This is a genomic window from Azoarcus sp. L1K30, assembly GCF_018122735.1.
Taxonomy (GTDB): domain Bacteria; phylum Pseudomonadota; class Gammaproteobacteria; order Burkholderiales; family Rhodocyclaceae; genus Parazoarcus.
Genome location: NZ_JAGRRD010000001.1, coordinates 34,706 through 51,641 on the forward strand (window position 1 = coordinate 34,706; position 16,936 = coordinate 51,641).

General features: G+C 64.3%; 14 protein-coding genes. 7 read left to right on the top strand and 7 right to left on the bottom strand.

Annotated elements, in window-relative coordinates; genetic code table 11:
• The first annotated feature begins 323 nt into the window (after nt 1–323).
• The 7 genes from rfbB to J5J83_RS00175 all read left to right on the top strand — a co-directional run bounded on the left by rfbB (nt 324) and on the right by J5J83_RS00175 (nt 7,734).
• Nucleotides 324–1,406, top strand: coding sequence for a dTDP-glucose 4,6-dehydratase (rfbB, locus tag J5J83_RS00145; RefSeq protein ID WP_212343801.1), 1,083 nt, complete (start codon nt 324–326; stop codon nt 1,404–1,406).
• Nucleotides 1,403–2,302 carry a dTDP-4-dehydrorhamnose reductase gene (gene rfbD, locus J5J83_RS00150; RefSeq protein ID WP_212343803.1) on the top strand — a complete coding sequence of 300 codons (900 nt, stop codon included), beginning with the start codon at nt 1,403–1,405 and terminating at the stop codon, nt 2,300–2,302. The genes rfbB and rfbD overlap by 4 nt, the downstream gene beginning before the upstream one ends.
• 11 nt (nt 2,303–2,313) lie before the next feature.
• Entirely contained in the window at nt 2,314–3,201 is an 888-nt protein-coding gene (gene rfbA, locus J5J83_RS00155) for a glucose-1-phosphate thymidylyltransferase RfbA (protein ID WP_212343805.1), read from the top strand.
• Nucleotides 3,201–3,746: a dTDP-4-dehydrorhamnose 3,5-epimerase gene (gene rfbC, locus J5J83_RS00160; protein ID WP_212343807.1), complete on the top strand. Its 546-nt coding sequence runs from the start codon at nt 3,201–3,203 to the stop codon at nt 3,744–3,746. Before rfbA ends, rfbC begins: the two co-directional genes overlap by 1 nt.
• Before the next feature lie 150 nt (nt 3,747–3,896).
• The gene (locus tag J5J83_RS00165; RefSeq protein WP_212343809.1) at nt 3,897–5,348 is read left to right on the top strand and encodes a mannose-1-phosphate guanylyltransferase/mannose-6-phosphate isomerase; all 1,452 of its coding nucleotides are present in this window, start codon (nt 3,897–3,899) and stop codon (nt 5,346–5,348) included.
• A 353-nt stretch (nt 5,349–5,701) separates the two neighbouring features.
• The gene (locus tag J5J83_RS00170; protein WP_349251846.1) at nt 5,702–6,238 is read left to right on the top strand and encodes a PAS domain-containing protein; all 537 of its coding nucleotides are present in this window, start codon (nt 5,702–5,704) and stop codon (nt 6,236–6,238) included.
• A 5-nt stretch (nt 6,239–6,243) separates the two neighbouring features.
• Entirely contained in the window at nt 6,244–7,734 is a 1,491-nt protein-coding gene (locus J5J83_RS00175) for a methyl-accepting chemotaxis protein (protein ID WP_212343816.1), read from the top strand.
• Nucleotides 7,735–7,739: 5 nt separating this feature from the next.
• Here the strand turns inward: J5J83_RS00175 and guaD are convergent, their stop codons facing one another.
• From guaD to fliF, 7 genes are all read right to left on the bottom strand, one after another.
• Nucleotides 7,740–9,041: a guanine deaminase gene (guaD, locus tag J5J83_RS00180; protein ID WP_212343823.1), complete on the bottom strand. Its 1,302-nt coding sequence runs from the start codon at nt 9,039–9,041 to the stop codon at nt 7,740–7,742.
• A 61-nt stretch (nt 9,042–9,102) separates the two neighbouring features.
• On the bottom strand, nt 9,103–10,743 hold the full coding sequence (locus J5J83_RS00185) for a methyl-accepting chemotaxis protein (RefSeq protein WP_212343825.1): 1,641 nt from the start codon (nt 10,741–10,743) through the stop codon (nt 9,103–9,105).
• A 156-nt stretch (nt 10,744–10,899) separates the two neighbouring features.
• Complete coding sequence (locus J5J83_RS00190) at nt 10,900–11,988, bottom strand: BMP family ABC transporter substrate-binding protein (RefSeq protein ID WP_212343827.1); 1,089 nt, start codon at nt 11,986–11,988, stop codon at nt 10,900–10,902.
• 63 nt (nt 11,989–12,051) lie between these two features.
• Nucleotides 12,052–13,452 carry a flagellar protein export ATPase FliI gene (gene fliI, locus J5J83_RS00195; protein WP_212352667.1) on the bottom strand — a complete coding sequence of 467 codons (1,401 nt, stop codon included), beginning with the start codon at nt 13,450–13,452 and terminating at the stop codon, nt 12,052–12,054.
• Entirely contained in the window at nt 13,449–14,198 is a 750-nt protein-coding gene (locus tag J5J83_RS00200) for a flagellar assembly protein FliH (protein WP_212343829.1), read from the bottom strand. Before J5J83_RS00200 ends, fliI begins: the two co-directional genes overlap by 4 nt.
• Before the next feature lie 21 nt (nt 14,199–14,219).
• Nucleotides 14,220–15,221: a flagellar motor switch protein FliG gene (fliG, locus tag J5J83_RS00205; protein ID WP_212343831.1), complete on the bottom strand. Its 1,002-nt coding sequence runs from the start codon at nt 15,219–15,221 to the stop codon at nt 14,220–14,222.
• Complete coding sequence (fliF, locus tag J5J83_RS00210) at nt 15,218–16,894, bottom strand: flagellar basal-body MS-ring/collar protein FliF (protein ID WP_212343833.1); 1,677 nt, start codon at nt 16,892–16,894, stop codon at nt 15,218–15,220. The genes fliG and fliF overlap by 4 nt, the downstream gene beginning before the upstream one ends.
• Nucleotides 16,895–16,936 lie beyond the last annotated feature (42 nt).

The following is a 16,936-nucleotide window of genomic DNA, read 5'->3' on the forward strand; positions in this document are numbered from 1 at the left end:
TCCTCCCCCTTCAAGGGGGAGGTTGGGAGGGGGATGGGTCTTGGTTGGCGGCACTTGACACCCATCCCCACCCCAACCCTCCCCTTGAAGGGGAGGGAGACAAAACGGAGCCCCCCAACCTTGTTAGCAGGTTCCTTCCCCTTCAAGGGGGTGAAGGCGGGGTTTCGGCGAGCACCGCTCGCTGCCGCCCGAACGACAGCGTGTCTCGGCACTGACTACCTGTTGAGTAGGATGAATTCCAGCTGGCGGTAAAGCTTCCTTGCAAAGTATCTGCGCGGGACGTGGGATAATCGCGCGCTGATCAATTCTCGCAAGGGTGTGTCGTGATTCTGGTAACCGGCGGTGCAGGCTTCATCGGTGGCAATTTTGTTCTCGACTGGATTGCCGCGACCGGCGAGCCGGTGCTCAATCTGGACAAGCTCACCTATGCCGGCAACCTCGAGACGCTGAAGTCGCTCGAGGGCGATGCCAGCCACGTGTTCGTGCACGGCGATATCTGCGATCGTGCGCTGGTCGACGACTTGCTGGCTCGATATCGCCCGCGCGCCATCGTGCATTTTGCCGCCGAGAGCCATGTGGATCGCTCGATTCACGGTCCGGGCGAGTTCATGCGCACCAATGTCGAGGGCACGTTTACGCTGCTCGAAGCCGCACGCGCTTACTGGTCGGCGCTCGATGGCGAGGCGAAGGCGGCATTCCGCTTTCATCATGTGAGCACGGACGAGGTGTACGGGTCGCTCGGCGCCGACGATGCGCCGTTTACCGAAACGCACCCGTATGAGCCCAACAGCCCGTATTCGGCGAGCAAGGCCGCCTCCGATCACCTGGTGCGGGCGTGGTTTCACACCTACGGGCTGCCGGTGGTGACGACCAACTGCTCGAACAACTACGGGCCGTATCACTTTCCCGAGAAGCTCATCCCGCTGATGATCGTCAATGCGCTTGCGGGCAAGCCGCTGCCGATCTATGGCGATGGCCAGAACGTGCGCGACTGGCTGTACGTGAAGGATCACTGCAGCGCGATCCGCGTCGTGCTCGAGAAGGGGCGCCTGGGCGAGACCTACAACATCGGCGGCTGGAACGAGAAGCCCAATCTCGACATCGTGCATACCGTGTGCGCGCTGCTCGACGAACTGCGCCCGGACGCGGCCGGCAGCTACAGCCGCCTGATCACCTATGTGACCGATCGCCCGGGCCACGATCGCCGCTACGCCATCGATGCGCGCAAGGTCGAGCGTGAGCTGGGGTGGCGCCCGGCGGAGACCTTCGATACCGGTATCCGCAAGACGGTCGAGTGGTACCTGGCCAACCCGGAATGGGTGGCCAACGTGCAGAGCGGCGCCTACCGCGAGTGGGTGTCGGCCAACTACGACAGCCGCGAGACCGGTAGGGGTGTGGCGGCATGAAGATTCTGTTGCTGGGCAAGGACGGGCAGGTGGGCTGGGAACTGCAGCGCGCGCTGGCGCCGCTGGGGACGCTGGTGGCACTCGGGCGCACGGGCAAGGACGGGCTGAGCGGCGATTTGTCGGACCCGCAGGCCCTGCGCGCCACGGTGGACGCGGTGGCGCCCGACGTGATCGTGAATGCGGCGGCGCATACCGCGGTGGACAAGGCCGAGAGCGAGCCCGAACTGGCGCGTTGCATCAACGCCGAGGCGCCGGCGGTGCTGGCGCAGGCGGCGGCGCGGCGCGGCGCGCTGCTGGTGCATTACTCCACCGATTACGTGTTCGACGGCAGTGGCGACACGCCGTGGCGCGAGGACGACGCCACCGGACCGCTGTCGGTATATGGCCGCACCAAGCTCGACGGCGAAGCGGCGATCCGCGCCAGCGGATGCGCGCATCTGATCCTGCGCACCTCGTGGGTGTATGCGGCGCGCGGCGGCAACTTCGCCAAGACCATGCTGCGCCTGGCGGCAGCGCGCGAGCGCCTGACCGTGATTGCCGACCAGATCGGCGCGCCGACCGGGGCCGAGCTGATTGCCGATGTGAGCGCGCATGCGCTGCGCAGCGTGCGTGCCGACGCAGGTTTGTCGGGCACATATCACCTTGCCGCAGCCGGCGAGACCAGTTGGCACGGCTATGCGAACTTCGTGATCGATGCCGCACGTGCGCACGGCATGGTGCTCAAGGTGGCTGAGATTGCACCGATCCCGACAACCGACTATCCCACCCCGGCGACACGGCCGCTCAACTCGCGCCTGGATACCACCAGGCTTTGCGCGGCTTTCGGCTTGCGTATGCCGGACTGGCAGTTGGGCGTGGCGCGAATGCTCGTTGAAGCCTTGCCGGGCCAACGATAAGGAGTATGACCATGAGTTCGCAACGCAAAGGCATCATTCTCGCCGGTGGCTCCGGCACCCGGCTGCACCCGGCGACGCTGGCGGTCTCCAAGCAGCTGCTGCCGGTGTATGACAAGCCGATGATCTATTACCCGCTGTCGACGCTGCTGCTGGCCGGCATTCGCGACATCCTGATCATCTCCACGCCACAGGACACGCCGCGCTTCCAGCATCTGCTGGGCGACGGCAGTCAGTGGGGCATCAGTCTGAGCTATGCGGTGCAGCCGAGCCCGGACGGGCTGGCGCAGGCCTTCATTATCGGCGAGTCGTTCCTCGCGGGCGGACCGTCGGCGCTCGTGCTGGGCGATAACCTGTTCTACGGCCATGATTTTGCCGGCGACCTGCGCGGTGCGGGCGGGCGCGATGACGGTGCAACGGTGTTTGCCTACCCGGTACATGATCCCGAGCGCTACGGCGTGGTGGAGTTCAATGCCGAAGGGCGTGCGATCAGCCTCGAGGAGAAGCCGGTCAAGCCCAAGAGCCGCTATGCGGTGACGGGACTGTATTTCTACGACGCGCGCGTGGTCGATATCGCCAAGTCGCTGGCGCCCAGTCCGCGCGGCGAACTCGAGATTACCGATGTCAACAAGCAGTACCTCGAGTGGGGGGCGCTGGACGTTCAGGTGATGGGCCGCGGCCACGCCTGGCTCGATACCGGCACCCACGAAAGCCTGCTGGAGGCAGGGCTGTTCATCCAGACCATCGAGAAGCGGCAGGGCCTGAAGATCGCGTGCCCCGAAGAGATTGCCTGGCGTGCGGGATGGATCGATGATGCGCAATTGCAGCGCCTGGCACAGCCGCTGGCCAAGAACGGGTATGGGCAGTATCTGAAGCGTTTGCTCGAAGAAAGGGTGTTCTGATGAATGTGATTCAGACGGCGATTCCGGAATTGCTGATTCTGGAGCCGAAGGTGTTCGGCGACAGTCGCGGCTTCTTCATGGAGAGTTTCAATGCGCGCGGCTTTCGCGAGGCGACGGGGCTGGAGGTCGCGTTCGTGCAGGACAACCATTCGCGCTCGGCGCGCGGCGTGCTGCGCGGCCTGCACTACCAGTTGCAGCAGCCCCAGGGCAAGCTGGTGCGGGTGGTGCGCGGCGCGGTGTTCGATGTGGCGGTGGACGTACGCCGCAGTTCGCCCACGTTCGGGCAATGGGTCGGCGTGGAGCTGTCGGAAGACAACAATCGCCAGTTCTGGGTGCCGCCCGGTTTTGCGCACGGTTTCGTGGTGCTGAGCGAGTCGGCCGATTTCCTCTACAAGACCACCGATTATTACGCGCCGCAACACGAGCGCTGCGTGCTGTGGAACGATCCGGCGCTCGGCATCGACTGGCAGTTCGATGGTGAGCCGCTGCTGTCGGGAAAGGACAGGGAAGGCCGGCTGCTGGCCGATGCCGATGTCTTCGACTGAGCGCCTGCAGCGGGCGAATTGAAGCTTGTGTGGGGTGGGCAATTCTTCATGGCAATGTAATGCTGCATTGCATTATGATTACCGTCATCGAGGCTGATCATCGCGCTGACGATGGCACAATTCTCTCCCAACGGATTCAAGGTGGCTGACATGACGATCAAGACGGTAATTCTCTCTGGCGGTTCCGGCACCCGGCTGTGGCCCGCATCGCGCGAGTCCTACCCCAAGCAGTTGCTGCCGCTGACCTGCGAACATTCGCTGCTGCAGGAGACCGTGGTGCGTCTGAACGGCTATGCGGGCGGCGCTGTCGATCCGCAGCCGCTGGTGGTGAGCAACGAGGAATACCGTTTCATCATTGCCGAGCAGATGCGCCAGGTGGGCGTGCGTTCGGCGCAGATCGTGCTCGAGCCGGTGGGCCGCAATACCGCGCCGGCGCTGTCGCTGGCGGCGCTGGCGGCGAGCGCCGACGGGCAGGATCCGGTGTTGCTGGTGATGCCGGCCGATCATGTGATCGTCGATCTCCCGGCCTTCCAGAAGGCGATTGCCGAAGGCGCGGTGCAGGCCGGCGCGGGCCGCCTGGTGACCTTCGGTATCGTGCCCGACCGCGCGGAGACGGGCTATGGCTATATCCGCGTGGGGCCGTCCGCGGGCGAGACCGACACCGCGCGCGTGCTCGCCGAGTTTGTCGAGAAGCCCGATGAGGCGACGGCGGCGCGCTATGTGGCCAGTGGCGAGTATTTCTGGAACAGCGGCATCTTCATGATGAAGGCGTCGGTGTGGCTGAAGGCGATGGCGCATTTCCGCCCCGACATCAGTGCTGCCTGCGCGAAGGCCTTCGAGGGACGTTCGGTGGATGCCGACTTCCTGCGCGTCGACAAGGCGGCATTTACCGCCTGCCCGTCGGACTCGATCGACTACGCCGTGATGGAGAGGATCGGCACCGCGCCCGAGCTGGGGCAGGGCGTGGTGGTGCCGCTGTCGGCGGGCTGGTCGGACGTCGGGGCGTGGGATGCGTTGTGGGCGGTGTCGGTGAAGGATGGCGACGGCAACAGCGGCCGCGGCGAGGTGATGTTCGAATCCAGCCGCAATACGCTGGTGCATGCGACGCACCGCATGGTGGCGGCCGTGGGCTGCGACGACATGGTAGTGGTGGAGACGGCCGATGCAGTGATGGTGGCGCACAAGAGCCGCACCCAGGACGTCAAGAAGGTGGTGGCTCGGCTCAAGGCCGAGGGCAAGAGCCTGACCCAGAGCCACCGAAAGGTATACCGGCCGTGGGGCTGGTACGACTCGATCGATTTCGGCGAGCGATTCCAGGTCAAGCGCATCGTGGTCAACCCGGGGGCGACGCTGAGCCTGCAGATGCACCACCACCGCGCCGAACACTGGATTGTGGTGAAGGGAACCGCCGAAGTCACCAACGGCGAGCGCGTGTTCCTGCTCGGCGAAAACGAGTCCACCTACATCCCCCTTGGCCACACCCACCGCCTGGCCAATCCGGGCAAGGTGCCGCTGGAGATCATCGAGGTCCAGTCCGGCAGCTACCTCGGCGAAGACGATATCGTTCGTTTCGAGGATACCTACGGCCGTACTGCAGGCTGAAGCCTGGCGCGGGCGTGGCCCGGCAGGTCGTAGGCCCGCCGGGCGGTCTGCTTTGTCCCCTGTACGGGTGCTTCGGCGCGATGTCGTGTAGCGTCTGGCCGCGCGGATGCACCCCGTGCTGTCACCGTTCGGCGCAGACCGGGGTGGATCGAGCCCGGTGCCGCCGGGGGGCCGATGGTCGCGCGCGCGAGATGCCGTTCGTCCTTGATGACGCTTTCATCGTCATCCCGACCGTCGCGCGAAAGCGGTAATTCCTGTGAAGTTTTTTTCTGGCTTGCCGATAAACTGTCTGTCGGTACCGCGACCCGGAGTTCCCGGGCGATGGTGCTTTGTACATACAGAGGGAGCCAGCAGTGAAGAAGAACATCACGCCGACCCAGCAGGAGGTGCGGCTTGGAGACGGGGAGATGATCGTTTCCAAGACCGATCTGACCGGGCGTATTACCTACGCCAATCGCACGTTCATGCGGATTTCGAATTTTGCCGAGCGCGACCTGCTGGGTGTGCAGCACAACGTCGTGCGTCACCCGGACATGCCGCGCGGGGTGTACCGCTTCATGTGGGAAACGCTCAAGAGTGGGCAGGAGTTCTTTGGTCTGGTGAAGAACATGACCTCCGAAGGCCATTTTTACTGGGTGTTTGCCAACGTGACGCCCGACCTCGATGCCAGCGGTCGGGCGATGGGGTATTTTTCCGTCCGTCGCCCACCGCCGGCCCATGCGGTACGCGCGGCCATTCCGCTCTACGAGGCCATGCTGCGGCTCGAGCGTGAGGTGGGGCCGGCCACCGCGCCGGATGCCTCGATGGCGATGCTGAAGAAGACGATTGCCGATCTCAATACGACCTACGACCGCTTTGTGCTCGATCTGTACGGTCAGAAGGCGGGATGAGCATCATGAAAAACAATCATGAGACGCGGGCAGGCGTGAGCCGGAAGTCCTTGTTCCTGGATCGCCAGTTCCTGGTCTATTGTTTCGTGTTCGTGGGGCTGACGTCGGCGCTGGCGGGGTGGCAGATCTGGCTGTACGGCTTCAATGTGCCGGCGCTGGTGATCCCGGTGCTGGCGATCGCTTTCAGCGTATATGCGTGGTATCGCTTCCAGCGTCCGCTGGCCACGCTGCAGAAGATGCAGCGGGTCATTCTGGCGGCGCGTGCGGGCGATCTGCACCAGCGCATCACCCAGACGGCGGGCCTGGGTGAGGTGGGCCGGGTGGCGTGGGAATTCAACGAGTTTCTCGATCTGGTGGAGACCTACTTCAAGGAGATCACCACCTGTTTCCGCATGGTGGGAGAAGGAACGTATTACCGGCGGGCATTGGTCCATGGCCTGCCGGGCGAATTTGCGACTTCGCTGGAGAACATCAACGGTGCCATCCAGGCTATGGAAGACAACGCGCAATTCGTGGCCCAGCATCGGCTGGGGGCGGAGTTGCACGCGCTCAACACGGTGAATCTGCTGCGCAACCTGAAGGGTAATCAGGCCGATCTGATCCATGTGTCGAACGAAATGGACGGGGTGATGGGAATCGCGCAAGAGAACCACGATGGCGCGATGGCCAGCCGCGAGGAGGTCGGTCGTATCGGCGAGGCGCTGGAGGATATCAACGCCCGCATGCAGTCGATGACCGTCGCCGCGAACGAGCTGGGCGAGGCGAGCGGGACCATCGGCCGCGCAGTACATCTGATCTCCGAGATTACCGACCAGACCAACCTGCTCGCGCTCAACGCCGCGATCGAGGCGGCGCGTGCCGGCGAGGTAGGACGCGGTTTTGCGGTGGTGGCCGACGAAGTGCGCAAGCTGGCCGAGCGCACCAAGGCGGCGACCACCGAGATCAGCCAGATTACCGGTGGCTTGCGTGGGCGGGTGGATGCCATGGTCGAGCAGACCGCGGCGGTGGGCGAGCGCAGCGCCCAGGTAAGCGACCAGGTGTCGACCTTCCGCGAGCGCTTCTCGGCGGTGGCGGCGTCGGCCGAGGCCACGATCGACCATCTCGACCGCGCCAAGGATTTCTCCTTCGCATCGCTGGTGAAGATGGATCACATCATTTACATGCAGAACGCCTACGTGTCGATGGAAGCGAAGGGCGAAGGCGAAGAGGCGGCGGCGATCACCGTCGATCACTTCAACTGTCGGCTTGGCAAGTGGTATTACGACGGCACGGGCAAAGCATTGTTCGGCCGCACGCGCGCGTTTGCCGAGCTGGAGAAGCCGCACGCGAGAGTGCATGACTCAGTGCACGTTGCGCTCGATGGCATCTGCGATCCGCTGGCGCACAAGGATGCTACCCGCGAGCGCATCGTCAAGGCCATGGAGAGCGCAGAGGCTGGAAGCCACGACGTGATCCGGCTGATCAGCCAGATGGTGAGCGAGAAGCACGGCGCTTGAGTTTTTCAGGGGATCGTGCGGATCTCCCCCAGCACATGGGTAGCGGCCACGCAGCGGTCGTCGCCCAGCATCATCAGGACGAACAGGCGCTCGGAGAGCGTGGTCGCGTTGTGCATGCGGCGGGCCATCAGTGGCGTGGCCTGCGGATCGATGACGACGAAGTCGGCTTCCTTGCCGGTGGCGAAGTTGCCGATGTGCCCGTCCAGATACAGGCTGCGGGCCCCGCCCAAGGTGGCGAGATAGAAAGCGCGCTCCGCAGACAGGCGCTGGCCGTTGAGCTGCAGCACCTTGTAGGCCTCGTTGAGCGTTTGCAGCATCGAGAAGCTGGTACCGCCGCCGACATCGGTGCCGATGCCGACGCGTACGCCCAGCGCGTGGGCGCGATCCAGGTCGAACAGGCCGGAACCGAGAAAGAGGTTGGAGGTGGGGCAGAAGCTCATCGCCGAGCCGGTGGCGGCCATGCGCTGGCGGTCGGCGTCGTCGAGCCAGATACAGTGCGCGTAGACGCTGCGCGCGCCGAGCTGGCCGTAGCGTTCGTATACGTCGAGGTAGCTACGCGCTTCGGGATACAGCTCGGCCACCCAGGCCACTTCGCCACGGTTCTCGGCAACGTGCGATTGCAGGTAGAGCCCGGGGTGTTCGGCGAACAGGCGCCCGGCGAGCGTCATCTGTTCGCGTGTCGAGGTCGGGGCAAAACGTGGCGTGACCGCGTACAGCAGGCGTTCGCGACCATGCCATCTGTCGATCAGCGCCTTCGATTCGACGTAACCCGAGTCGGCCGTGTCGGACAGGTAGTCGGGGCAGTTGCGGTCCATCAGCACCTTGCCCGCGATCATGCGCATGCGGCGCCGGCTGGCGGCGTCGAACAGCGCGTCGACCGACGCCGGATGCACGGTGGCAAAGGCCAGCGCCGTGGTGGTGCCGTTCCTGAGCAGTTCGTCGCAGAAGAAATCCGCCACCTCGCCCGCGTGTGAGGGGTCGGCGAAGCGGGCCTCGGTGGGAAAGGTGTACTTTTCCAGCCAGGCCAGCAGTTGCTCGCCGTAGCTGGCGATGATGTCGGTCTGGGCGTAGTGGACGTGGGTGTCGACGAAGCCGGGCAGAATGAGTTTGCCGCGGTAATCGGTGATGCGTGCGTCGGCCGGTAGTTTGGGAAGAAGGGCGGTAGCAGGTCCCGACTCCCTCACATGGCCGTCTTCAATGACCAGCAGCCCGTCGTGGTGGTGCACGAATGCCGCCGCACCCGCATCTTCGGGGTCTGCCGTGAAGTGAAGTAGTTCGCCACGAACGGCATGTAGCGATGACGTCATTGATATCCTCCGGGAGGCGCGTCACGTCGCCTGCGGGTGCAAGACCCGCACCGGGTGACGCTCATGTGGAAAAGCGGGCCACGGCCTGATGCATGTCGGCTGCAAGACGCTTCAGCATGTTTGCAGAGTTCGACGCCTTGCCGAGTGCCGCCGTGTTTTCGTCACTCGAGCGCGAGATCGCTTCGACCTTTCCGGCCAGCGAGTCGCTTGCCGATGCCTGTTCGTTGAGGGCGTTGGAAATGGCGTTGGCCACCTCCACCACACGTCGAGCCCCGTCCTGGATACGGGTAATGGCCTCGCCCGCTTCGCGCGCGAGAGTGGCATCCTCACTGACTTCCGTGACCACGGTCTGCATGTCGTTGGCGGCGGTGACTGAACTTGCTTGAATGTTGTTGATCTTGTCGGCGATTTCTCTTGCCGCCTGGGCTGAACGTTCGGCAAGTTTGCGCACCTCGTCGGCGACGACGGCAAAACCACGTCCCTGCTCTCCGGCGCGGGCAGCCTCGATTGCGGCATTGAGGGCCAGCAGGTTGGTCTGGTCGGTGACGTCGCGAATGACCTGCACGATACTGCTGATCGAGTTCGATTGGTCGCCGAGAAGCTGCACGGTGCCCGCAGCGGACTTGACCGAGCTTGCCGTCTCGACCATGCGGTCCGCAGTGCGTGCAATCACCTTGCCTCCGTCAAGCGCATGGGTTGCGGATTCACGGGAAATGTCCAGGGTCTGCGCGGCATTGTCGCGGACCTGGTTGATGCTGACCGTAAGCTGCTCGATCGATGCCGCGGCGCTGGAGGTCGAGTCATTGAGCGATTGGACGCTCTCGTTGATCTGGACAACCGATTCGGAAACATCGGTTGCACCGGCAAGGACTTCGTTTGCCTGAGAATTGATCTGTCGCACGAGGGCCTGAAATTGTTCAAGCATCTCGTTGAGGCCTTTGCTGATAGCCGATATTTCGTCGTTTCCGGTCGTGTCGGCGCGAATCCCCAGGTCCCAGTTGCGACACACTTGGGCCATGGTGCCTGCAAAGCCGGAGAGGGCGCGGTTGATGCGTCGGATGATCAATGCCGATAAGGCTGCGATTGTGACCAGACCGATGGCGATCGAGATGAAGGTCAGGTTCCGCACCTTGATGTAACTTTCGTCCGCCATCTCGATCTGGCCGTTGATGTGGCTGACTTCCCCGTTCTGGATCGTCTCCGTCAATTTCTGCAGGCCCTCGCTGAAGGAACGATCGACACCGCGCACTTTGCGGTCGATGTCCTTGCCCGTTTCCGGGTTGCCGTGATCGAAGCCCTGCAGCGCTTCACGGTAGCGCGCCCCGAGTTCCTCGTGTGCCTTGATGAGTTCTGGGATTGCTTTGGCTTCCTCGCTGTTGCCGAGGAATTTTGCAACGCTCTTCAACTCGCTACGAACCACCGATTCTTCGCGCTCGAAGCCTTTCAGATAGCGCGCGTATAGCTCGGCGTCGTTACCGCGGATCAGGATGTTTTTCCACTCCTGCACCTGGGTCTTGAATGCCGCATCGGCCCTGCCGACGGCCACCAGGGAATTCAGCCCATCGCGGATATCCAGCAGACTGGAGCCGACGGTACCGGAGAAGCGCTGCAGCTGCGTGACCCCGATAAGGCCGACCACGAGCAGGCTGATGCAGGCGAGACCGCCTAGAAGCAAGAGGCGCGTGCGAACGGATATTGACATTTTTTACTCCTCCTGGTGTGCCAAAAGTAGTAACGGCACGACGGCAGGGAAAGTTTAGTTTGCCAGCCTCCTCGACGCTATTAGGGGTATCGATGTCACGTCTAAAGTGGTGGAGCTACATGCCGGCGGAGAATTACCGCCGCCGGCATGTCTGCCTTACTTGGCGTTGGGCAGGCGCGATGCGACGCCTTCGACGAAGTAGTCCATTTTGCCTAGTGCGACGTCGTCCATGGTGGCGCCCTTGGCCAGGCGCTCCTTGCCCGACTGGTCCTTGATGGGGCCGGTGAACGGGTGGAAGGTGCCGGCCTTGAGCTTGCCCTCGAGGTCGGTCACCATGGTTTTGACGTCGGCTGGTACGGCGGGATTGAGCGGCGCAAGGCTGATCATGCCTTCCTTGTAGCCGCCCCAGATGCTCTCGGGCTTCCACGTGCCATCCATCACCGCCTTGACGGTTCTGGTGTAGAAGTCGCCCCAGTGGTGGGTGGTTGCCGTCAGCTGTGCCTTGGGACCGTACTTCGACATGTCGGAGTGGTAGCCGAAGGCGTAGATGCCTTTCTCTTCGGCGGACTGTACGACGGCGGTGGAGTCGGTGTGGTGGGTGAGCATGTCGGCGCCCTGGCTGATCAGGGTCATCGCGGCTTCACGTTCCTTGCCCGGGTCGTACCACGCGTTGGTCCAGATCACGCGTACCTCGGCCTTCGGGTTGACGCTCTTCGCCCCCAGGGTGAAGGCATTGATGCCTTGCAGGACTTCCGGGATGGGGAAGGCGGCGACGTAGCCGAGCACGTTGCTCTTGCTCATCTTGCCGGCGATGACGCCGGTCAGGTAACGGCCCTCGTAGAAGCGGGCGTTGTAGTTGCCGAAGTTCTTGCCCATCTTGTAGCCGGTGGCGTGCATGAACACGACCTTGGGGAACTGCTTGGCGACACGTTCGACGTAGTTCATGTAGCCGAAACTGGTGGCGAACACGACCTTGCTGCCGCTGGCGGCGAACTCGCGGATGACGCGCTCGGCGTCGGCACCTTCGGCCACGTTTTCAACGTACTTGGTCTGGATCTTGTCGCCCAGCGCCTTTTCCATTTCCTTGCGGCCTTCGTCGTGCTGGAAGGTCCAGCCGGCGTCGCCGATCGGGCTGACATAGACGAAGCCGATCTTGGCGGGTTCCTGGGCGAAGGCGCCGAGGGGCAGGGTGGAAGCAACGGCGAGTGCAGCGGCCGAGAGCATGAAATGACGGCGTTGGGTCATGCAGGTTCTCCTTGCGAGCGTTGGCATACGGTTCCGAGTTGAATCATAGCGCGCGCGGCACGCTCAGTTGCCAGTGAAAAGCTGATTGAGTTTATTGCAAGCGCCGATATAGTCCTCGCGCTCTTCGATGCGTTGCTGCAGGAAGCCTTCGAGACTCGGATAGGCTTTGACGGCGAGGTCGAGCAGGGGGTCGGCGCCGGCCTGGTAGGCACCGACGGCGATGAGGTCGCGCGAGCGCTGGTAGCGCGAGAATAGTTGCTTGAAGCGCCGCACCCGTTCGAAGTGGTCGTCGCCGACGATGTTGTGCATCGCGCGCGAAATGGACTGTTCGATGTCGATCGCCGGGTAGTGGCCCTGATCGGCGAGTGCGCGGGTGAGCACGATGTGGCCGTCGAGGATGGCGCGCGCCGAGTCGGCGATCGGGTCCTGCTGATCGTCACCTTCGGCCAGTACGGTGTAGAAAGCGGTGATCGAGCCGCCGCCGTCGGGGCCGTTGCCGGCGCGTTCGACCAGTGCTGGCAGACGGGCGAAGACCGATGGCGGATAGCCACGGGTGACCGGCGGTTCGCCGATGGCCAGCGCGATTTCACGCTGGGCCATGGCGTAGCGGGTGAGCGAATCCATGACCAGCAGGACCTGCTTGCCCTGATCGCGGAAATGTTCGGCGATGGTGGTGGCGTAGGCCGCACCCTGCAGTCTCATCAGCGGACTGGTGTCGGCCGGTGCGGCGACTACGACCGAACGTTCGAGACCGACCGAGCCGAGACTGTGCTCGATGAACTCCTTGACTTCGCGACCGCGCTCGCCGATGAGTCCGACGACGATGACATCGGCCTCGGTATAGCGCGCCATCATGCCGATCAACACCGACTTGCCCACGCCGGAGCCTGCAAACAGCCCGAGACGCTGGCCGCGACCGACTGTGAGCAGACTGTTGATGCTGCGGATGCCGACGTCCAGCGGCGCGCGAATGGGGGCGCGGTTGAGCGGGTTGATCGGCCGGCCCTGCAACGATCGCGTCTCCGCGGTATGCAGCGGACCAAGGGCGTCGAGCGGGCGCCCGGCGCCGTCCACGACGCGACCGAGCAAGGCATCGCCGACCGGAAGGTGCTTGGCGCGGTCAGAGGCCCTGCGCCGCGGGCCAAGCGGTTTGCCGGCAACCAGCCTCGGTTGGCTGGTTTCCATGGGCAGCACCTGTGCGCCGGGGGCGAGGCCGAAAACGTCGTCGGTGGGCATCATGAACAGGCGGTCGCCGTTGAAGCCGACCACTTCGGCCTCGACGTAGCCGCCGCCGGGGACCATGACCATGCACCCCGACCCCAGTGGCAGGCGCAGCCCGGCCGCTTCCATTACCAGGCCGTTGATGCGGGTCAGCCGCCCCGCACTCTGGATGGGCGTGACGCCTTCGACCAGTTGCCGGCCGTCCTGAAGGAAGGTGCGCCAGGTTTCGCCGTGGCGCTTCATTCGGCTTCGGGTGGCGTCCATTCGGCGTCTTCCTTGCCCAAGCTCTCCAGCACGCGCCGCCAGCGCGTCTCCATGGTGGCATCGATCTGCGCGCCCGACGCTTCGACACGGCAGCCGCCGCGCGCGATCGTGGCATCTTCGACGAGGCGATGGTTGCCGTGGCCGACCTGTTCGCCCAGTTGCTCGCGCGCGAGGGCGAGATCGTCCGGGTGAAGGCGGATCTGGGCGTGCGTCTGCGGCAGTTGTTGGAGGGCTGCGCGAATGGTGTCGAGTACGCGGTCGGGGTGGGCGGCCAGGGTGTGCTGCAGCACCTGGCGCGCGATCTCGATCGACAGCGCCAGCAGTTCGTCGGCCACTTCATCGTCGATCCGTTCCATTGCCTGATCGAGCTCGTCTGCCAACTCGCGCAGACGTGCCGCCTCGGCCTCGGCACGGGCCTTGCCTTCGGCATAACCGGCGTCGTAGCCGGCCTTCTGGCCGGCGCTGTGACCTTCGGCGAAGCCTTCTGCGTGCCCTGCGCTGCGCGCGTCTTCGTGCATGCGCTCGATTTCGTCCGCGGTCGGAAAGTGGAAGCCTTCGGGCAGGCTCGGCTCGGGCGCCTGCTCCGGTGGCGTGTCGACGACGGCTTCCGGCGTCGGTTCGGTCCTTGCGTCGGGTGGCGCGGGGCGGGCGGCAGGGTCGGCGTCGAAAGCGGTCGGTTCCCAGCGGCGGTAGGCACCGACAGCCTGGTGGCGGGAGATGCTCATGGTCTGGTGTCCGCGCGCGCCTTAGATGAAGCCATCGTCGCCGCCCTTGCTCGCCATCATGACCTGACCCTCTTCGGCCAGGCGGCGAACGATCTTGAGGATTTCCTTCTGCTCCGCTTCGACTTCGGACAGGCGTACCGGACCCTTGGCTTCGAGGTCCTCGCGCATCATGTCGGCGGCGCGACTCGACATGTTCTTGAAGATCTTCTCCCGCAGGTCGGGCGCGGCACCCTTGAGCGCAATGATGAGCGAGTCGGACTGCACTTCGCGCAGGATGGTCTGGATACCGCGGTCGTCGATGTCGAGCAGGTTCTCGAACACGAACATCTCGTCGAGGATCTTCTGCGCCAGATCGGGGTCGTAGTCGCGCACGTTGTCGATGACGGAGGTTTCGGCGCCGGAGCCGACAAAGTTGAGAATCTCCGCAGCGTGGCGCACGCCGCCCATGGAGGCCTTCTTGGTGGTGGAGGCGCCGGACAGCATGCGCGCAAGGGCTTCGTTGAGTTCCCGCAACGCGGTCGGCTGTACCCCGTCCAGCGTGGCGATGCGCAGCATGACGTCGTTGCGCAGGCGGTCGGTGAAATGTTTGACGATCTCGCCGGCCTGGTCGAACTCGAGGTGGACCAGGATGGTGGCGATGATCTGCGGGTGTTCGTTCTTGATCAGATCGGCGGCGGTGGCTGCGTCCATCCACTTCAGGCTCTCGATGCCGGCGGTGTCCGAGCCCTGCAGCACGCGCGAGATGATGTGCGCGGCGCGTTCGTCACCGAGCGCCTTGGTCAGCATTTCGCGAATCTGTGCCTCGTCGCCGTGAATCGGCGAGCCCTTGCCGAAGTGGGCGTCGAGTTCTTCCAGAATGGGGGCGACCTTGCTGCGCGGCTGCGCAGGCATGCTGGCCATGGCCATGCCGAGGCGCTGCACTTCGCGCGGACCGAGATGCTTGAGCACTTCGGATGCTTCGTTCGGGCCCAGCGTAAGCAGCAGCAGGGCGGCCTTTTCGGTGCCTTCTTCGGGTGTCGTCACTTGCGTGCCTCCTCATTGACGCCCATCCATTCCTTGATGAGGTTTGCCACCAGTCTCGGGTCTGTGCGTGCCAGTTCCCGTGCGCGTTCGAGGCGCTCTTCGTAGCTCTCCCCGTCGCCGGACAGGCTGACAAGTGCATCCTCGTCGCCCTCTTCGCCTTCCGCTGCGCCAGCTTCTTCCTCCTCTTCCTCGGCCGGCGGGGGGGCCACGCTGCGTACCAGCGGGCGCACGACGGCGAAGTAGGCGAACAGGATCGCGGCCAGCACGACGACGTACTTGAGCACTTCCTTGCCCATGTCGAGCATGTCCGGATCTTTCCAGATCGGTAGCGCCGGTTCTGCCGTGTCGGTGATGGCAAACGGACTGCTGGCAACGTTGAGCGTATCACCGCGCGCCTGGTTGTAGCCGACGGCCTCGCGCACCAGGTTGGTGATGCGGTTGATGTCGTCCTCGGTCGGTGGAATGACCTGGGTTTCGCCATTAGGCAGCGTGGTCGAGCGATGGTTCACCACGACTGCGACCGACAGGCGCTTGACCTGGCCCAACGACTGCTTGATGTGCTGCACGGTGCGGTCGAGTTCGTAGTTGAGCACCGCACTGCGGTTGGTGTTGGTGGGTGTCTGACCGGCTGCGGTGGCCTGCCCGCCCACCGCAGGGGTCGTGATCGGCGCCGTGGCGGGGACCGGCGGCTGGTTGCTCAGGGCGCCCGGCACGCCCTGCGGGCTCAGGTCGCGGCCGATCTGCTCGGTGGTCTGTTGGCTGCGAATGGCCTGATCGGGGGACGGATTGGGCTTGTAGGTTTCGGCGGTTTGCTCGACCTGATTGAAATCGACGTCGGCGGTGACCTGGGCGCGGAAGTTGCCCTTGCCGACCAGCGGCTCGACGATGGTTTCGATGCGGCGGATGAAGCTGGCTTCGACCTCGTGTACATATTCGAGCTGGGTGGGGTCGAGGCCTGCGCGGCGCAGCGGGTCGGACTGCATGGTGAGCAGTTCGCCGTTCTGGTTGATGATGCTGACGCCCGATTCGCTCATGCGCGGCACACTGGAGGACACCAGATGCACGATGCCCGCGATCTGGGTGGCGTCGAGCACGCGCCCGGCACGCAGCTTGACCATGACCGAGGCCGTGGGCTTCTGGTCGTCGCGCAGAAAAGCGGTCTGCTTGGGCATGGCCAGGTGAACGCGGGCGCTCAACACCGAGGCAATGGACTGCACGGTGCGCGAGAGCTCACCTTCGAGCGCGCGCTGGTAGTTGATCTGCTCGTTGAACTGCGACACGCCGAGCTTCTGCGTATCCATCAGCTCGAAGCCGACCATGCCGCCCTTGGGCAGGCCTTCGGCGGCCAGACGCAGGCGGACGTCGTGCACCTGGGCCTGCGAGACGAGAATGGAGCGACCGTCCGCCGACATACGATAGGGGACGTTCTGTTGCTGCAGCGCGGCGATGACCTGTCCGCCGTCGCGCTCTTCAAGGTTGGAGAACAGCACCGCGTAGTCGGGCGCGCGATTCCATATCAGCACGCCGACCACGAGCGCGATGGCCAGCCCGAGCGCGGCGGCTGCGGCGAGCTTCTGCTGCTGCGACAGCGCGGCGATGTTCTGCTGGATCTGCTGCAAGCGCGCGCCGAAGGCGCTGGTCGGCGTCGCGGCGATGGTGTCTGCTGTGGCCATGTGAAACCCCTGATGCCTGCCCTTTTATGGATGTGTGCATTG

Bases quoted from the DNA above. Each gene is read 5' to 3' on its own strand.
- rfbD (WP_212343803.1), top strand. From the start codon at position 1,403: ATGAAGATTCTGTTGCTGGGCAAGGACGGGCAGGTGGGCTGGGAACTG.
- rfbA (WP_212343805.1), top strand. From the start codon at position 2,314: ATGAGTTCGCAACGCAAAGGCATCATTCTCGCCGGTGGCTCCGGCACC.
- rfbC (WP_212343807.1), top strand. From the start codon at position 3,201: ATGAATGTGATTCAGACGGCGATTCCGGAATTGCTGATTCTGGAGCCG.
- J5J83_RS00165 (WP_212343809.1), top strand. From the start codon at position 3,897: ATGACGATCAAGACGGTAATTCTCTCTGGCGGTTCCGGCACCCGGCTG.
- J5J83_RS00175 (WP_212343816.1), top strand. From the start codon at position 6,244: ATGAAAAACAATCATGAGACGCGGGCAGGCGTGAGCCGGAAGTCCTTG.
- guaD (WP_212343823.1), bottom strand. From the start codon at position 9,041: ATGACGTCATCGCTACATGCCGTTCGTGGCGAACTACTTCACTTCACG.
- J5J83_RS00185 (WP_212343825.1), bottom strand. From the start codon at position 10,743: ATGTCAATATCCGTTCGCACGCGCCTCTTGCTTCTAGGCGGTCTCGCC.
- J5J83_RS00190 (WP_212343827.1), bottom strand. From the start codon at position 11,988: ATGACCCAACGCCGTCATTTCATGCTCTCGGCCGCTGCACTCGCCGTT.
- fliI (WP_212352667.1), bottom strand. From the start codon at position 13,452: ATGAAGCGCCACGGCGAAACCTGGCGCACCTTCCTTCAGGACGGCCGG.
- J5J83_RS00200 (WP_212343829.1), bottom strand. From the start codon at position 14,198: ATGAGCATCTCCCGCCACCAGGCTGTCGGTGCCTACCGCCGCTGGGAA.
- fliF (WP_212343833.1), bottom strand. From the start codon at position 16,894: ATGGCCACAGCAGACACCATCGCCGCGACGCCGACCAGCGCCTTCGGC.